This window comes from Pseudoalteromonas rubra (assembly GCF_005887115.1).
Taxonomy (GTDB): domain Bacteria; phylum Pseudomonadota; class Gammaproteobacteria; order Enterobacterales; family Alteromonadaceae; genus Pseudoalteromonas; species Pseudoalteromonas rubra_F.
Window position 1 is genome coordinate 164,335 of record NZ_PNCJ01000008.1, and the last position, 14,279, is coordinate 178,613.

A 14,279-nucleotide genomic window follows, 5' to 3' on the forward strand; every position below is an offset into this window, starting at 1 on the left:
CGTCATTTCAGCCCTACCGTTTTATTCGCTTATTAAACGCCAGCGACCACACCTGCAAACATTGCCAGACCCACATAATTATTGCTCAAAAATGCCGTAAAGCACTTATCTCTGCTTCTGTCATTGATCTGCCATTGTAATTTTGCAAGCCAGATCCCAGCAACTGCAAACCCAACCCAAAACCACACTGACATAGCTACCTGAGTCGCCACCCAGGCCATGCAAGCCAGAAAAGCCAAATTCAACCCAGCAATCACATGCCTGTCCCAGCGTCCAAACAAAATGGCAGTGGACTTGATCCCGATGACCACATCGTCATCTTTATCAACCATGGCATACTTAGTGTCATAGGCAACCGTCCAGAGCAGGTTAGCAATAAACAGCACCCAGGCAACCACAGGGACCGCTTCCTGAGCCGCCATAAAGGCCATTGGGATCCCCCAACTAAACGCAGCCCCCAGCACGATTTGAGGCAGGTGTGTGTAACGCTTCATAAAAGGGTAAACACTCGCCAACGCCAAAGCACCAAAAGACAATAAAATGGTCTGCCAGTTGAGCATCAGAACCAGGATGAAAGAAGCACCAATGAGTGAAGCAAACAAGGTCAACGCCTCACCTTCACTCACCGCACCTCTGGCCAGAGGCCTTTGCGCGGTTCTTTTGACCGCGCCATCTACTTTACGATCAGCAAAATCATTGATTACGCAACCTGCGCTTCGCATCATGAAAGTGCCCAGAACGAATATGAGCAACAAATGCCAGTTTGGTACACCGTCAGATGCTATCCATAAGCTCCAAAGTGTTGGCCACATCAGCAGCAAAGTACCAATCGGCTTCTCGACACGCATTAACTGTTTGTATTCTTCGATGTGATCAGCTCGAAGCCGAGATAGCTTCATACCTTAACTCCATTCAGGAATATCTCGCACACCAGCACATTGCTACCCTGGCGCGTGAACACACTGCGCCTTGCAAAATAGATATCGCTATCTAATGTGCCTTTACCAGGTAAAAATGAGGGTAATGTCTTTTTCTGTAGCTTTGTTACCTCAATTTCACCCCTTTTCCATGCCTGCTGATCAAACAAACGCTCTCCCAGCGGCGTGCTGCCTATGTTGTTTAGGCCGAGTGAATTCGCACTCTCAGGGATCCAGCTTTGCCCATACACCACAGGGGTATCATCACAATATAGCACGACCTCACGACACAGCGCACTGTCACACTTTAGGATAACCTTCACCTCATGTTCCAACTTACACACTTGTTCGCTGAGCACTTCTACATGCAAAACACCACACTTGGCGCGCAGCAGAGCAGTCAAAGAGCCAGTCTCGCACAACAATGGGTGCAACCTGTCTGGGATGATGTCCTTATACTGGGCAAGTGACCCCCAGCTTGAACGCAATAAATTTGGCAGATTAAACAAGTCGATAATTCAATTCAGGTAATAACCGCGTCATAATAGCAAAGCTTACTCCGGCAAAAAAGTTTACCTTTCCCCAACTCACTGCTGTTCATAACCCGGTTTTACGTATAAACTAATCCTATTGTTGGTATTTAGTTAAGTATTTTCAGGCTATTATGAATCGTATCTATGTCGCGTTGATGGCAATTGTGCTGATTTGTGTGAGTACAAACTTACGCGCTGAATCAACCGTTGGTTACTTTGGATTTGAGCCTGACATCATTACCAACTATATCGGACAATCCAATAAAAAGTTGGGTTATGTGCGCGTCACGGTCGATTTAATGCTTGATGACGTAAGCAATATCGCGGTTGTCGAACACCACACCCCATTACTGCGTGACGCCATAGTCCAGATATTGAGTAAAGAGCCAGAAGAAACAATAAAGTCACTAACCGGACGTGAGGAAATTCGTCAGCGTTGTGCTGAAAAGCTTAAAACTTTATTAAAAGAAGAGACCGGACAAGAAATTATCCGGGAAGTGCTGTTTACCAAATATTTATATCACTAGGCTGATCTGCGGATTAGTTCACTGCTCAATCCCGGGCCCGGGTCAACACTGCCACACCAATACCGGCGAGTAAGCCAAATAAATGCGCCCAGTTTGCCATATTGATAAACAAAACATCTGTAAAGCCTATTACCATCCAAACCAGCATAAAGCCAACAACAGGCGTGCTTATCAACGGCGATGAGTTTGGATGTAATACAGAGTGGATCCAGCAAAACCCTAACAGAGCATAAACCACGCCACTAAGCCCACCAAAGTTAGCATCAGCCAACAGGTACTGCATCCAGTTGCTCAGCAAAGCGCCAGCAATGAAAATCGCGCTTAACACCCAGTTACCTAAACGACGCTCAATCAGGTTACCCAAATATACCCACCAGGAAAGATTGAACACCAGGTGCAGCAAGCCAAAATGCAAAAAAGCCGGTGTGATCCAACGCCAGGGTGTATGAGGCTCAAACTGGAAGGTACTAAAGACAGGCTCAACACCATAAATAAAGAAACTCAGATAAATACCCAGCGAGATAATAAAGACAGCTCTAAGCATCCAGCTCAGTTGGCAAAAACGGTGCCACAAATTCAGCTTGGTGCCCTGGTATATCAAAGGTGAATCTTTAGGAGACAGCTGCCAGGAAGCCGCAAGATACTTGTCATGGTATGGGTTGGTAACAAAGTCCTGCCAAATTTCATTTGCCTGAGACCATTGTTCGGTGCTCACCCACACTGACGTAATGTGTCCATCTTCACTGACAACACGGCATTCAATATGCTGAGTCCTCAGGTAGTCTGCGACTCCCTGAACCGCGCGAGGATTATCGTGGGAGCCTAACAGTTTCATTTTGCCACGCTATCAGGCAACTCCTGTGCCCACTGTGTGAAGCCACCATCCATGCTGTAAACATCTTCAAACCCTTGCTCAGCAAGATAATTTGCGGCCCCCTGTGAGCTGACACCGTGATAGCACACGACGATGATAGGCTGCTCAAACTCTTTTTCCTGTAAAAAGTGTCCCAGATTATCATTAGACAGGTGCTCGGCGCCGGGAATGTGTCCCTGTGCAAACGAGTTAGCATCGCGAATATCCGCAATAACCAGATCTGATTGCGCCAACATGTCTTTCGTTTGGGCCACTGAAATATGTTTAAAACTCATAATACTCTCAATTCATTAAGCAGACACAAAAAACACCTCGTTGATGGCCACAGGCCCGAGGTGTTTTCAACAAGGTAAGGTTGGACCTTAATCCCAGTTTAAGATCACTTTACCCGATTGACCAGAGATCATCGTATCAAAGCCCTGCTGGAACTCATCAACGTGGAACTGGTGGGTAATGATCGGCTCCAGGTTCAAGCCCGACTGGATCAAGCTGGCCATTTTATACCAGGTTTCGAACATTTCACGGCCATAGATGCCTTTGATCACTAAGCCCTTAAAGATAACCTGATTCCAGTCTACCGCCATATCACTTGGTGGAATACCTAACATGGCAATTTTACCGCCATGGTTCATGTTATTCAGCATGCTGTTAAATGCCACAGGCACACCCGACATTTCCAGGCCAATATCAAAGCCTTCAGTCATGCCCAGCTCTGTCATGACATCTTCAAGCTTTTCTTGGCCGACATTCACTGCACGAGTAGCACCCATTTTGCGAGCCAGTTCAAGGCGATATTCATTCACGTCGGTGATTACAACGTGACGGGCGCCAACGTGTTTTGCAACGGCAGCGGCCATGATCCCAATAGGACCCGCGCCTGTGATCAGTACATCCTCACCAACCAGGTCAAACGACAGCGCCGTGTGTACAGCATTACCAAATGGGTCAAAAATAGAAGCAAGTTCGTCTGAAATGTTATCAGGGATCTTGAACGCGTTGTACGCCGGAATAACCAGATACTCTGCAAAAGAGCCCTCGCGGTTTACCCCAACACCAATTGTGTTGCGACACAAATGAACGCGGCCTCCGCGACAGTTACGACAGTGACCACAGGTAATATGGCCTTCGCCCGATACGCGGTCGCCAATCTCAAAGCCACGCACTTCCTGACCCATGTCGACCACTTCGCCCACGTATTCATGCCCAACCACCATAGGAGTTGGAATGGTGTTTTGTGCCCATTCATCCCACTTATAAATATGGACATCAGTACCACAAATGGCGGTTTTACGGATTTTGATCAGCAGATCGTTATGCCCTACTTCCGGTTTGGGCGCATCCGTCATCCAAATCCCTTCTTCTGCTTTTAACTTGGATAATGCTTTCATGTGTTTTCACTCGTTAGAAACACGCAAGCCCATGGCCTGCGTTAAAATTCGCTTATAGCTGAACGCCACCAGGACTAATTAGATGACACCTAGCTCTTTACCAATGCGGATAAAGGCATCAATCGCTTTGTCTAGCTGCTCAGTGGTATGCGCCGCAGAGATTTGAGTACGGATCCGTGCCTGGCCTTTTGGTACCACCGGATAAGAGAAACCAATCACATAAATACCTTCAGCAAGCAAACGGTCCGCCATATCCGATGCCACCTTTGCATCGCCCAGCATCACCGGAATAATGGCATGATCTTTACCTGCACAGGTAAAGCCTGCTGCTTCCATCTTAGTACGGAAGTGCGCGGCATTTTCCCACAGCTTGTTACGCAATGCCTGGCCTTCTTTCATCATATCCAGCACTTTGATTGAAGCTGTAACAATAGACGGAGCCAGCGAGTTTGAGAACAGATAAGGACGAGAACGTTGACGTAACCACTCTACAATCTCTTTTTTGCCGGATGTATAACCACCTGAAGCGCCACCCAGTGCTTTGCCTAAAGTACCAGTGATGATGTCGACACGATCCATGACACCACAATACTCGGGCGTACCACGGCCATTTTCGCCAACAAAGCCCACGGCGTGAGAGTCATCGACCATGACCAGAGCATCATATTTATCCGCCAGATCGCATAGCTCAGACAGGTTACAGATAACCCCATCCATTGAGAACACCCCGTCAGTTGCAATCAGCTTAGTTTTTACGCCTGCCTCATCAGCAGCGATCAGCTGCTTTTCAAGGTCAGCCATATCGTTGTTGGCATAGCGGAAACGTTTTGCTTTACACAGACGCACGCCATCAATGATAGATGCATGGTTCAGTGAATCCGAAATAATTGCATCATCCGGACCTAAAATGGTTTCGAACAGACCCGCGTTGGCATCAAAACACGAAGAGTACAGGATGGTGTCTTCGGTTTGCAGAAAATCACTGATTTTGGCTTCCAGTGTTTTATGGATATCCTGAGTACCACAGATAAAGCGCACAGACGCCACACCAAAACCATGATCGTCCAAACCACGCTGAGCAGAAGCTATCAAGTCTGGGTGGTTGGCCAGACCTAGGTAGTTATTTGCACAGAAATTGATAACACTTTCGCCGGTTGATACTGCGATTTCTGCTTGCTGCTGAGAAGTGATCACACGTTCTTTTTTGTATAAACCCTCAGCTTTTACTTCTTCAATCTGTTGCTGAAGCTGGCTGAAAAATGCCGCTGCTCTCATCGGGAGTCTCCATTAGTTGCACGGAGTGTGTACACCTGGCACACACTAAAATGCCGATATCGTTTATGGTCAATACCGGCTGTGTCATTTAGATCATTGTTGATATTTTAAAAGGTTCGCACCTTAATTGCACGGTTTGTGATTATCTTGTTCACCAGTGTATTGTAAACGTTTATGAGATAAACGGAGGCACATCAATAACCTGACGAAGTGAGCCACACACGTAATCAGCCGTTGCCCGCACTTCTGCTGTGAAAGTCTGGCCAGATTCCACCAATATCTTGGTTGCTACGCCTGCAGCCTGCGCCGCCTGCATATCAGAGCCTTTATCTCCAACCATTACACTGCGCTTGGGGTCGATATCGAACTCCTCAATAGCCTGAAGTAACATTCCTGGATTGGGTTTACGACAGTCACACTCTCGCTGGTAAGGAGGCTGGGCCTTATGTGGATGATGAGGACAAAAATACACACGCTCAATCTCTATGCCATGGGCCAGAAACTGCTGGCACATCCAGTCTGTCAGCTGTTCAAACTGGGCTTCGTTATAATAACCTCGGCCGATACCTGACTGGTTAGTGACGACGATAAGTTTGTAGCCCTGAGCCTGAAAGTGCTGACATGCTTCAAATACACCATCAATAAACTGAAAGTCTTCAATCTTGTGAACATAGGCATGGTCTTGATTAATCACGCCATCTCTGTCCAAAAATACGGCTTTGTGTGTCATAACTGTTCCTGCTGTACTACATGATCGAACATCTGGGTCACCCGTTCAACAGAGATCTGACTCATCAAATCGCCGCCCTTCACACGAGTGCCCCATTTGAGCTGCTGTGTCGTTTTGCCCTTTTGTGCCAAAACGTTGTCATGGTAAACCTCGACCACATAATCCTGATAAAGGTATGGACCGGTGCGTTTAGGGTTAGAGTGAGCGTATAAACCAATCACGGGCGTGCCAACCGTCACCGCCATATGGGCAGGTCCGGTGTCTGGCGCCAATACCAGCTGTGCTTGCTCCAACACGCACAACAAGGCTTTTAGTTTGGTTTTACCGACCAGATTTACAATGTCGCACTGAGCGTGGCGGAGTATTTCATCACTGAGGTTACGCTCGAGTTCGGTCGGTCCACCGGTAAGCACCACGCTAAAGCCTTGCGCCGCAGCATGATCAGCCAGTGCAGCATACCGTTCAGGCAACCAGTTTCGTTCGGCTTTACTGGCCGCGGGAGAAATCACAAAAATGCGTGTCAGCCCGTTTAAAAGAGCGCTTGCCTCCTGCTTATCTGTATCGCTCACCGGCATTTCCCAGCGTGGGGCGTCACACTCAGCCCCTATCGCACGGGCAAAATTTTGAAACCCTTCGAGCACATGCGGTTCACTTTGTGGCTCAATGCGCTGGTTGATCACCAGTGAATGCAGCTCTTTGGAGCGACCCTTATCAAAGCCAATTTTAACTTTTGCAGGAATACACCGGGCGGCCAGATTAGCTCGAAATGCCACCTGCATATGCAGAAGCACATCGAACTTGTGTCCTTTGAAGCGGGCTTTTAGCTGCTTAAACGCCGCTTTGCCCTGCTTTTTGTCAAAAATAACAAACTCCACCCCAGGCAGATCCGCCAGTAGCATGGCTTCAACCTTGCCAATCACCCAAGTGATCTTTGCCTGAGGGTGCGCCCGCTGAATCGCCTGAACCGCTGCAACGGCATGGCATACATCACCAATGGCCGAAAGCCGAAGAATACAAATAGAAGAAATTGCCTGAGACACACACTTCGCCTGTAACTGAAAATAAGCATCCGATCTTAAATAAAACCCATCATTTTGCAACCAGTGAGATTTTCCCCGAAGGGAAAAGTCGTTACACTGGCGCTTGTCGTTGCAGCGCGCACTACAGAGAAGTCATGCTAAAAATAGAAAAACACCATACTCATTATTTGCTTCGCACCAGCCATACACCTGAGACCCTGTCTCTGGACTGGTTTAACCTGACCTACTGGCAACAACACAACGCCGTTGTGACGTCTAAGCAAGGGCGTGCAGCGGCCTGGTTCGTGCGCTATAGACCGCATAATATTGCGGTGCTCAAACATTATTGGCGTGGTGGCTTGATTGGCAAGTTACTCAAAGATCAATACTTGTATACCGGCCTAAAACATACCCGGGTGTATCTGGAACTGGATTTACTCAATCAGCTTGCCAATCTGGGCTTACCGGTTCCAACGCCTTTAGGAGCTCGCGTGAGCGTATCAGCCGGAATTTATCGCGCCGATATATTAACGGATGCCATCGCTGGTGCACAAAGCTTATGTGAACGGCTGCAATCGGCACCGCTATCTGTACAAGATTGGCAGCAGGTCGCATCCACTCTTGCTCGCTTTCATCAGGCCGGAGCGTATCATGACGATTTAAATTGCAACAATATTCTCTTTGACAAGAGCGGCGAGGTTTATCTGATTGATTTTGATAAGGGCGCACTCAGAACACCCGAGACCGCCTGGCAACAAGCGAACCTCGACCGGCTGGCACGTTCGCTTAAAAAAGAGGCATCCCGTTCAACCCAATTCTTCTGCTCTGAGGGCGACTGGCAAACATGTCTCGATGCCTATCGCAATGCAATGACAAAAAAGCCGGTATAAACCGGCTTTTCGCTCTATTAGTTCGCAGAGTTAGTCTGTTTCTCGTGCTTTGGCAATGATGTTAGACGTCGAGCATCCATCCAGAAATGGCAGGACATCAACCTGCCCGCCCATTGCTAAGACATGATCAGCGCCGGCTATTTCGGATACCTGATAATCACCGCCTTTCACCAGAATATGGGGGCTGATCTGCTCAATCAGTTTAGCAGGTGTATCGTTTTCACTCTCCTTGCCAAAGGGGATCACCCAGTCAACAGAGGCCAGCGCAGACAACACCATAGCCCGTTCATTGAGTGGGTTGATTGGCCGCTCCGGACCTTTCAGTCTGGAAATTGACTCATCATTGTTAAGTCCCACGACCAGTCTGTCACCTCTGGCTTTTGCTTGCGCCAGATAACGGACATGCCCGGCATGGAGAATATCGAAGCAGCCATTGGTGAACACGATGGTTTCGCCGTTTTGCTTGGCAAACTCAATATGCTTGAGCACTTCCTCATATGGCGTCTGGTAATGCTCGCCAGTCTGGCGCAAGTACTGGCCCAACTTACGGCTCAACTCCTCCGGGGTCACTGTGGCAGCCCCCAGCTTAGCAACGGCGATGCCTGCCGCCAGATTAGCCAGTTCCACAGCTTCACTGGGTGAAAACCCTGCCCCCAGCATAGTCGTCAGTGTCGCAATCACAGTATCGCCTGCACCTGTCACATCGCTCACTTCCTGGACCTGTGCAGCAAAATCGTGTTTCTCATCTTGGGTGATCAGCGACATACCCTGCTCTGAGCGAGTCAACAGCATAGCCCCTATGCCAGCTTGCTTTATCAGCGCTCTGGCACTGGTTGTCAGCGTCACTTCATCACGGTTATCTCCACCTGCAAGGCGGAATTCATTGAGGTTAGGTGTAATATAATCTGCGCCTCGATAGCGGCTTAGATCAGACGATTTCGGGTCAATCAGAACCGTTTTTCCTGCCGCTTTGGCCACGGTAATCATCTCTTCAATGCAGGTTAAGGCCCCTTTGTTGTAATCCGAGAACAGGACAAAATCATAGTCGTTGACAACCTGTTCCAGACGGGTCAAAAGCAGCTGACTATGAGACTGTACAAATGGCTCTTCAAGATCTAACCGGACAACCTGTTGATGACGGCTAATCACGCGCATTTTGGCTATGGTTGGCAGTTCAGCAACCGTTACTAATTGCGACGCAATCTGCTCTTTTGCCAGAATAGACTCCAGCTGGCGACCATTGTCATCTTCACCAATCAGACCCAACAACCCAACCTGTCCATCCAGGTGGGCGATGTTTTTCGCCACGTTTGCGGCACCACCGGCCTTATCTTCAAGACTACTGACTTTGACGACCGGGACGGGCGCTTCCGGAGATATGCGCCCTGTGTCGCCATGCCAATATCTATCCAGCATAACATCACCGACTACCAGAACTTTAGCCTGGTTTAAGTTTCTCAGCGCACTCAGATTCATGCTGATTGCTCCGCAATGACCATGTCCACGGCTTCACATAACCAGTGGCCAATAAACATATGTGCTTCCTGGATCCGCGCGGTTTCGTCAAAATCTATGATAATTGGCAACCTGGCAATGTCCTTCACTGTTCCACCACTGCGGCCAGTTAAAGCAACCGTAAAAGCACCGATCTCATTCGCCGCTTTGAGCGCAAGGTTAATGTTTTCACTGGTACCGGATGTCGTCAGACCAATCACCAAATCTTCAGGTTTACAAAGGGCCTGAACCTGGCGCTCAAAGACCGTGTCAAAGTGGTAGTCGTTGCTGTGTGCGGTCAAAATGGAGGTATCAGTTGTTAACGCAATGGACGCCAAAGGGCCACGCTCTAACTTATAACGAACCACAAACTCCGCAGCCAAATGCTGCGCATCAGCCGCACTACCACCATTACCAAACCAGATCACCTTGCCACCCGCTTCCAGCGTTGCTTTACAAGCAGCCAACAATTCCAGTGACTGGGCGTGATAATCAGCCATTTTTGCGAACAATGCCATGTGTCGCTCTAAGCTGGCCTGATAACTTTGTTTGATGTGATCATTGATTGACATAGTGATCCTTAAAAAATAATGCGACTTTGCATTCGTTGCAAAATCAAATATAACCCGTGTTTAAATAATGGGGAGACGCTTCGCACCCAGTTACCAGTATACATTGACGGACAACCAAGTGTAGCTTTCTCCGAAAACGTCTTTCCCGTAGGTCAATGATGTTTCCACTTGCTTGTCGTACATCTGTCGAGTATTGGACACAGACAGCTCGACAGCTTGCTCATACACATCGCCAGTTTGACCAAGTTCATTGAGGTAATTACTGGTATTGTCAACCGTTGAGAGTTTCATTCGCCACAGAGACTCAAGATTCTCTCGATAACTCACTTCCAGCATATGCGCATCTGTGGGCGCCGCATCACCAAATGTGCGCTGATTTGCCGCAGCATGGCCCACCACAAAACCGTCTATGGTATTGCCAGCTTTGGAGTATATCTCATTGACATACCAGAGGCTGTGCATATTCGTATACTCATAGCGCAATGTGATATCTGTGGTCAATGACGGTAAGTACACACCAAAACTGGCTACCGTATTACCAAATTGGTAGTTCTTATGATTTTTGGTGTCTTCCCCACCATATTCAAGATACCACTGAACAGGTTGTATCCAGTTGGTTGTAAATGTACTGGTGATGGTAGCCCATTGATCTCCCAGCTCATTATCCATACTGCCTGTCAATCCTCGATTGTCATTGCCGGCAGGGTCAAAATAGGCTTTTACAACATCTTTAACGTCAACTTTTCTCGGTCCCCCACCAAATTGCATCATGCGGTTTATGGCGATTTTCCAATTGTCCAGCGGTTCAAAGCTGATGTGCGTACCTGCAAGTTTTGGTGTGCCGTCATGCAACTCGCCTTGGTAATTAATGCCTTTTTCAACACGATCCAGTTCGGAGTAAAAAAGCTCGAAGTCAAAATTCCACCAATTATCCAGCGGTAGGTTTAATCCTAACGAAGCAGACAATGGGGCTTTGGCATTGTTTGAATATACCTGAGCACTGTGCTTGAACGGTGAGAACCAATGCTCTTTATAGCCTAAAGTGAGCTGCAGGTTATCTCCACCTAAGGCATAGAAAGTGTTATAGGGCACAACCTTACCAGCATCCACACGATACTCCGCGCCGATTTGAACCAGGCTGGTGTCACTACCACGCCATACTCCATCAATCGATAGCTCCGCATACTCACTACTGTGGTTTCCACGATCATTCGCAAGTTGCTGTGTTTCACCCGAGTCTATCCGCAACTTAACGCCACGGCGCGTAATCGCGTCTCTTTGTAGATAAGGCGCTAATCGGGTTTTAATACTCTGAAACAAAGCCGGATCAAGTGTTTCAAGCTGAAACAAGGTTTTATTGATCTCTGTAATACGATAAGGCTTAGCCATAGGCACTGTACCCGTTAAGGCAAACATCTGATCTATTTGGTATTCAAGAATGTTGTCTTTGCCTAACGGTAAAAAAGCCGTTGGCATGGCAAAAGACTGCGCTGCACCCAGCAGACACAAAGAAGACAGCGTGATTTTACGAAAGGACAACTTAAAACCTTTGAAATTGGAGATTTTGTCCGATCCTAGCAAATTCCAGTCCACGGGGCACCTCAACAACTGTGATAATTTGTACGCCTGTTATCGCTTTTTCAGACCGACAAGGTAAAATAAGCGTTTTTTTACACTGATGGCTGCCATGATTCGACATTTATATTCCCTGCTACTGCTCGTGTTGTGCCCAATCATTGTGGCATATCTATACGTTATCAGAGGAAAAAAGAACGCTTTTTATAAAGCAAATTTCTCTGAACGATTCGGTGTTGTTCCCTCTGGCACATCACAGCAAGCGATTATGATGCATTGTGCCTCTGTCGGCGAAGTACTGGCCGCCGCGCCGCTTATCAGGGCATTACTGGCCGAATACCCTGATACCCCTTTTGTACTGACATGCAACACACCAACAGGACGGGAGCAACTCACTCAATTGTTTCACAAAGAGGAGCGAGACATCACGATTTGCTATTTGCCAATCGACTTTGCCTTCGCGACACGACGATTTATCAGAAAACTACGCCCTAAACTCCTGCTGGTGCTTGAAACTGAGCTTTGGCCAAACTTGTTCTATTACGCTAAAAAGGCAGCCTGCCCCGTTGCTGTAGTCAACGCGCGCCTGTCAGAAAAATCTCAGGCCGGTTATCAAAAAGTAGCACCTCTAAGCCAATTTCTGATGAACCAGATAGACATGCTTGCAAGCCACAACAAAGAAGATGCGGAGCGGTTTGTCGAGCTGGGACTGGCAAGAGAAAAAGTAGCGGTAACGGGATCCATCAAATTTGATATCAGCCTGGATGATAATCAGCAGGAAAAAATTGATTCGATTAAAGCGCAACTGGGTACACGCCCAGTCTGGGTTGCTGGCTCCACGCATCCCTTGGAGCACGAGCAGGTGTTAGCGGCACATCAACAACTATTGACTCAGTTACCCGACGCGCTGTTGATCATAGCCCCCAGACACCCCGAACAATTCGATAAAGTCGCGGCTTTGATTGAAGCACAGACACTTAGCTATAGCCGTCGCTCTCAGCAATACAACGCATCCTCACAAGTACTGCTGGCAGACACTCTGGGTGAGTTAAAGCTCCTTTACGGATGTGGTCAGGTTGCCTACATTGGCGGTAGCCTGATTGAACGCGGCGGCCACAACCCGCTGGAGGCCGCGGCCTGCTCGGTGGGCGTGCTGACTGGACCACATACCTATAACTTTGCCCATATTTACCCCGAGCTGATCTCGATGCAAGGTGCTATAGAGGTGGCAGATCCTCAGATGCTTACCGATACTTTGCTGGTCTATCTGCGCGCAAAGCAAGATGCCACAGAACTTGGGGCACGCGCAAAAGCCTGCCTGGCACGCAATCAAGGCGCCATAGCGCGCAGTATTTCTATGATAAACGCTCTTTTGGGAAAATAAATGCACCATATTGCCGTCAAAGCGATGCAAAACTGGGTCAGCTCAGTAATTGTAAAATATAACTTCTGCCCGTTTGCCCGCAAGGAAGTTGAGCAAAACGCCATTCATTACCGTGTCTGCGAGTCACAAAAACACGAAGATGCCGTCATGGACATGCTGGATGAGTGTCAGGTATTGGCCGACACACCAGAGCGGGAAACCAGCCTGCTTATTTTCACCGCTGGCTTTAACGATTTTGATGACTTCTTAGATTTGGTAGATTTAGCGAATGCATTGCTGGTCGCACAAGGCTACGAAGGGGTTTTCCAGCTTGCCAACTTCCACCCAGATTATGTATTCGCTGATTCAGAGCAAGATGATCCGGCCAACTATACCAACCGTGCCCCTTACCCTGCTTTGCATGTGATCCGTGAAGCAAGTATGGCTGAGGCACTGGAAACCTACGACGACCCGGAATCTATTCCGGATAATAATATCCGCCTGGCACGCAGAAAAGGCGCCGCATTTTGGCAGCAACTGCTACGCCAGTGTCACCCGCGCCAGGATTAAGCATTGGGCGGTTTGAGCCGCCCTAAATGCTATTTTTTAACCCATTTACCATCAACTTTAACAAAATGGCCCGGCGCCGTTTTCGCAAAGGTTTTCTTAGCTGCCATAGCTTCGACCTGGCTCAGACTAATGCCATTTTTCTTGGCAAGTTGCTGATACTTGGCCTTACGCTTGCTGTTTACTTCATCAACCAGCTTTTGGACTTCACTGCTGCCTTTAATCACGCCAAGATAGCCGGCAGCGGTTTCTCCCACCAAGCCCTGGGACTTGGCGTCATCCAGTGAAATAGCAAACACCGAAAAGCTCATGCAAGCCGCGGCAATCGTTGTCAGTAACTTAGATGCATTCATGATCTGGCTCCTTAGAATAGTTCACTGTCATCGCTGAACAGATCATCCAGCTCTTTGTCGACCTTAACACGGATCTCGTGGTCAACTTTGACGTTTAAGTTGATGGTGATAGGCTCTTTGGTTTCCACCTGTACTTTGTGTGTACAGGCCGATACCAAACAAGCAAACACCAAAATTAGCATCCATTTCATGCTGAGTTGCT

General features: G+C 48.1%; 17 protein-coding genes. 4 read left to right on the top strand and 13 right to left on the bottom strand.

Features of this window, described 5'->3' with window-relative positions:
• Positions 1-32 precede the first annotated feature (32 nt).
• Together ubiA and CWB98_RS05760 are read right to left on the bottom strand one after the other, a co-directional pair.
• A complete protein-coding gene (gene ubiA, locus CWB98_RS05755) occupies positions 33-899 on the bottom strand; it encodes a 4-hydroxybenzoate octaprenyltransferase (RefSeq protein ID WP_138543967.1) in 867 nt (288 codons plus the stop codon).
• The gene (locus CWB98_RS05760; RefSeq protein ID WP_171045592.1) at positions 896-1,426 is read right to left on the bottom strand and encodes a chorismate--pyruvate lyase family protein; all 531 of its coding nucleotides are present in this window, start codon (positions 1,424-1,426) and stop codon (positions 896-898) included. Before CWB98_RS05760 ends, ubiA begins: the two co-directional genes overlap by 4 nt.
• Positions 1,427-1,581: 155 nt before the next feature.
• Between CWB98_RS05760 and CWB98_RS05765 the strand changes: the two genes are divergently transcribed.
• Positions 1,582-1,977, top strand: a complete 396-nt coding sequence (locus tag CWB98_RS05765; protein WP_138543969.1) for a flagellar basal body-associated protein FliL — start codon at positions 1,582-1,584, stop codon at positions 1,975-1,977.
• A gap of 25 nt (positions 1,978-2,002) precedes the next feature.
• Here CWB98_RS05765 and glpG read toward each other — a convergent pair whose 3' ends face one another.
• From glpG to CWB98_RS05795, 6 genes are all read right to left on the bottom strand, one after another.
• On the bottom strand, positions 2,003-2,812 hold the full coding sequence (gene glpG / locus CWB98_RS05770) for a rhomboid family intramembrane serine protease GlpG (RefSeq protein WP_138543970.1): 810 nt from the start codon (positions 2,810-2,812) through the stop codon (positions 2,003-2,005).
• The gene (gene glpE / locus CWB98_RS05775) at positions 2,809-3,126 is read right to left on the bottom strand and encodes a thiosulfate sulfurtransferase GlpE (protein WP_138543971.1); all 318 of its coding nucleotides are present in this window, start codon (positions 3,124-3,126) and stop codon (positions 2,809-2,811) included. The genes glpG and glpE overlap by 4 nt, the downstream gene beginning before the upstream one ends.
• Positions 3,127-3,213: 87 nt before the next feature.
• Entirely contained in the window at positions 3,214-4,239 is a 1,026-nt protein-coding gene (tdh, locus tag CWB98_RS05780; protein ID WP_138543972.1) for an L-threonine 3-dehydrogenase, read from the bottom strand.
• A gap of 78 nt (positions 4,240-4,317) precedes the next feature.
• The gene (locus tag CWB98_RS05785; protein WP_054014562.1) at positions 4,318-5,514 is read right to left on the bottom strand and encodes a glycine C-acetyltransferase; all 1,197 of its coding nucleotides are present in this window, start codon (positions 5,512-5,514) and stop codon (positions 4,318-4,320) included.
• A 172-nt stretch (positions 5,515-5,686) separates the two neighbouring features.
• Positions 5,687-6,244, bottom strand: a complete 558-nt coding sequence (gmhB, locus tag CWB98_RS05790) for a D-glycero-beta-D-manno-heptose 1,7-bisphosphate 7-phosphatase (protein WP_138543973.1) — start codon at positions 6,242-6,244, stop codon at positions 5,687-5,689.
• The gene (locus tag CWB98_RS05795) at positions 6,241-7,284 is read right to left on the bottom strand and encodes a glycosyltransferase family 9 protein (protein WP_138543974.1); all 1,044 of its coding nucleotides are present in this window, start codon (positions 7,282-7,284) and stop codon (positions 6,241-6,243) included. The genes gmhB and CWB98_RS05795 overlap by 4 nt, the downstream gene beginning before the upstream one ends.
• A gap of 134 nt (positions 7,285-7,418) precedes the next feature.
• Here CWB98_RS05795 and CWB98_RS05800 point away from each other — a divergent pair, with 134 nt between their 5' ends.
• A complete protein-coding gene (locus CWB98_RS05800; RefSeq protein WP_138543975.1) occupies positions 7,419-8,153 on the top strand; it encodes a 3-deoxy-D-manno-octulosonic acid kinase in 735 nt (244 codons plus the stop codon).
• A 30-nt stretch (positions 8,154-8,183) separates the two neighbouring features.
• Here CWB98_RS05800 and hldE read toward each other — a convergent pair whose 3' ends face one another.
• The 3 genes from hldE to CWB98_RS05815 form a co-directional block, all read right to left on the bottom strand.
• The gene (gene hldE / locus CWB98_RS05805; RefSeq protein WP_138543976.1) at positions 8,184-9,629 is read right to left on the bottom strand and encodes a bifunctional D-glycero-beta-D-manno-heptose-7-phosphate kinase/D-glycero-beta-D-manno-heptose 1-phosphate adenylyltransferase HldE; all 1,446 of its coding nucleotides are present in this window, start codon (positions 9,627-9,629) and stop codon (positions 8,184-8,186) included.
• On the bottom strand, positions 9,626-10,219 hold the full coding sequence (locus CWB98_RS05810; RefSeq protein ID WP_138543977.1) for a D-sedoheptulose-7-phosphate isomerase: 594 nt from the start codon (positions 10,217-10,219) through the stop codon (positions 9,626-9,628). Before CWB98_RS05810 ends, hldE begins: the two co-directional genes overlap by 4 nt.
• A gap of 90 nt (positions 10,220-10,309) precedes the next feature.
• Positions 10,310-11,758: a capsule assembly Wzi family protein gene (locus CWB98_RS05815; RefSeq protein WP_138543978.1), complete on the bottom strand. Its 1,449-nt coding sequence runs from the start codon at positions 11,756-11,758 to the stop codon at positions 10,310-10,312.
• A gap of 148 nt (positions 11,759-11,906) precedes the next feature.
• Here CWB98_RS05815 and waaA point away from each other — a divergent pair, with 148 nt between their 5' ends.
• Both waaA and CWB98_RS05825 read left to right on the top strand, forming a co-directional pair.
• Positions 11,907-13,178, top strand: coding sequence for a lipid IV(A) 3-deoxy-D-manno-octulosonic acid transferase (gene waaA / locus CWB98_RS05820; RefSeq protein ID WP_138543979.1), 1,272 nt, complete (start codon positions 11,907-11,909; stop codon positions 13,176-13,178).
• Entirely contained in the window at positions 13,179-13,727 is a 549-nt protein-coding gene (locus CWB98_RS05825; RefSeq protein WP_138543980.1) for a DUF1415 domain-containing protein, read from the top strand.
• 29 nt (positions 13,728-13,756) lie between these two features.
• Here the strand turns inward: CWB98_RS05825 and CWB98_RS05830 are convergent, their stop codons facing one another.
• Together CWB98_RS05830 and CWB98_RS05835 are read right to left on the bottom strand one after the other, a co-directional pair.
• On the bottom strand, positions 13,757-14,077 hold the full coding sequence (locus tag CWB98_RS05830) for a YdbL family protein (RefSeq protein WP_138543981.1): 321 nt from the start codon (positions 14,075-14,077) through the stop codon (positions 13,757-13,759).
• Positions 14,078-14,088: 11 nt separating this feature from the next.
• Entirely contained in the window at positions 14,089-14,268 is a 180-nt protein-coding gene (locus tag CWB98_RS05835) for a YnbE family lipoprotein (RefSeq protein WP_138543982.1), read from the bottom strand.
• Positions 14,269-14,279 lie beyond the last annotated feature (11 nt).

Excerpts from the sequence above, each read along its gene's own strand:
- CWB98_RS05830 (WP_138543981.1), bottom strand. The coding sequence starts at position 14,077 with ATGAATGCATCTAAGTTACTGACAACGATTGCCGCGGCTTGCATGAGC.
- CWB98_RS05825 (WP_138543980.1), top strand. The coding sequence starts at position 13,179 with ATGCACCATATTGCCGTCAAAGCGATGCAAAACTGGGTCAGCTCAGTA.
- gmhB (WP_138543973.1), bottom strand. The coding sequence starts at position 6,244 with ATGACACACAAAGCCGTATTTTTGGACAGAGATGGCGTGATTAATCAA.
- CWB98_RS05765 (WP_138543969.1), top strand. The coding sequence starts at position 1,582 with ATGAATCGTATCTATGTCGCGTTGATGGCAATTGTGCTGATTTGTGTG.
- tdh (WP_138543972.1), bottom strand. The coding sequence starts at position 4,239 with ATGAAAGCATTATCCAAGTTAAAAGCAGAAGAAGGGATTTGGATGACG.
- CWB98_RS05785 (WP_054014562.1), bottom strand. The coding sequence starts at position 5,514 with ATGAGAGCAGCGGCATTTTTCAGCCAGCTTCAGCAACAGATTGAAGAA.
- CWB98_RS05800 (WP_138543975.1), top strand. The coding sequence starts at position 7,419 with ATGCTAAAAATAGAAAAACACCATACTCATTATTTGCTTCGCACCAGC.
- glpE (WP_138543971.1), bottom strand. The coding sequence starts at position 3,126 with ATGAGTTTTAAACATATTTCAGTGGCCCAAACGAAAGACATGTTGGCG.
- CWB98_RS05835 (WP_138543982.1), bottom strand. The coding sequence starts at position 14,268 with ATGAAATGGATGCTAATTTTGGTGTTTGCTTGTTTGGTATCGGCCTGT.
- waaA (WP_138543979.1), top strand. The coding sequence starts at position 11,907 with ATGATTCGACATTTATATTCCCTGCTACTGCTCGTGTTGTGCCCAATC.
- ubiA (WP_138543967.1), bottom strand. The coding sequence starts at position 899 with ATGAAGCTATCTCGGCTTCGAGCTGATCACATCGAAGAATACAAACAG.
- CWB98_RS05810 (WP_138543977.1), bottom strand. The coding sequence starts at position 10,219 with ATGTCAATCAATGATCACATCAAACAAAGTTATCAGGCCAGCTTAGAG.
- hldE (WP_138543976.1), bottom strand. The coding sequence starts at position 9,629 with ATGAATCTGAGTGCGCTGAGAAACTTAAACCAGGCTAAAGTTCTGGTA.
- glpG (WP_138543970.1), bottom strand. The coding sequence starts at position 2,812 with ATGAAACTGTTAGGCTCCCACGATAATCCTCGCGCGGTTCAGGGAGTC.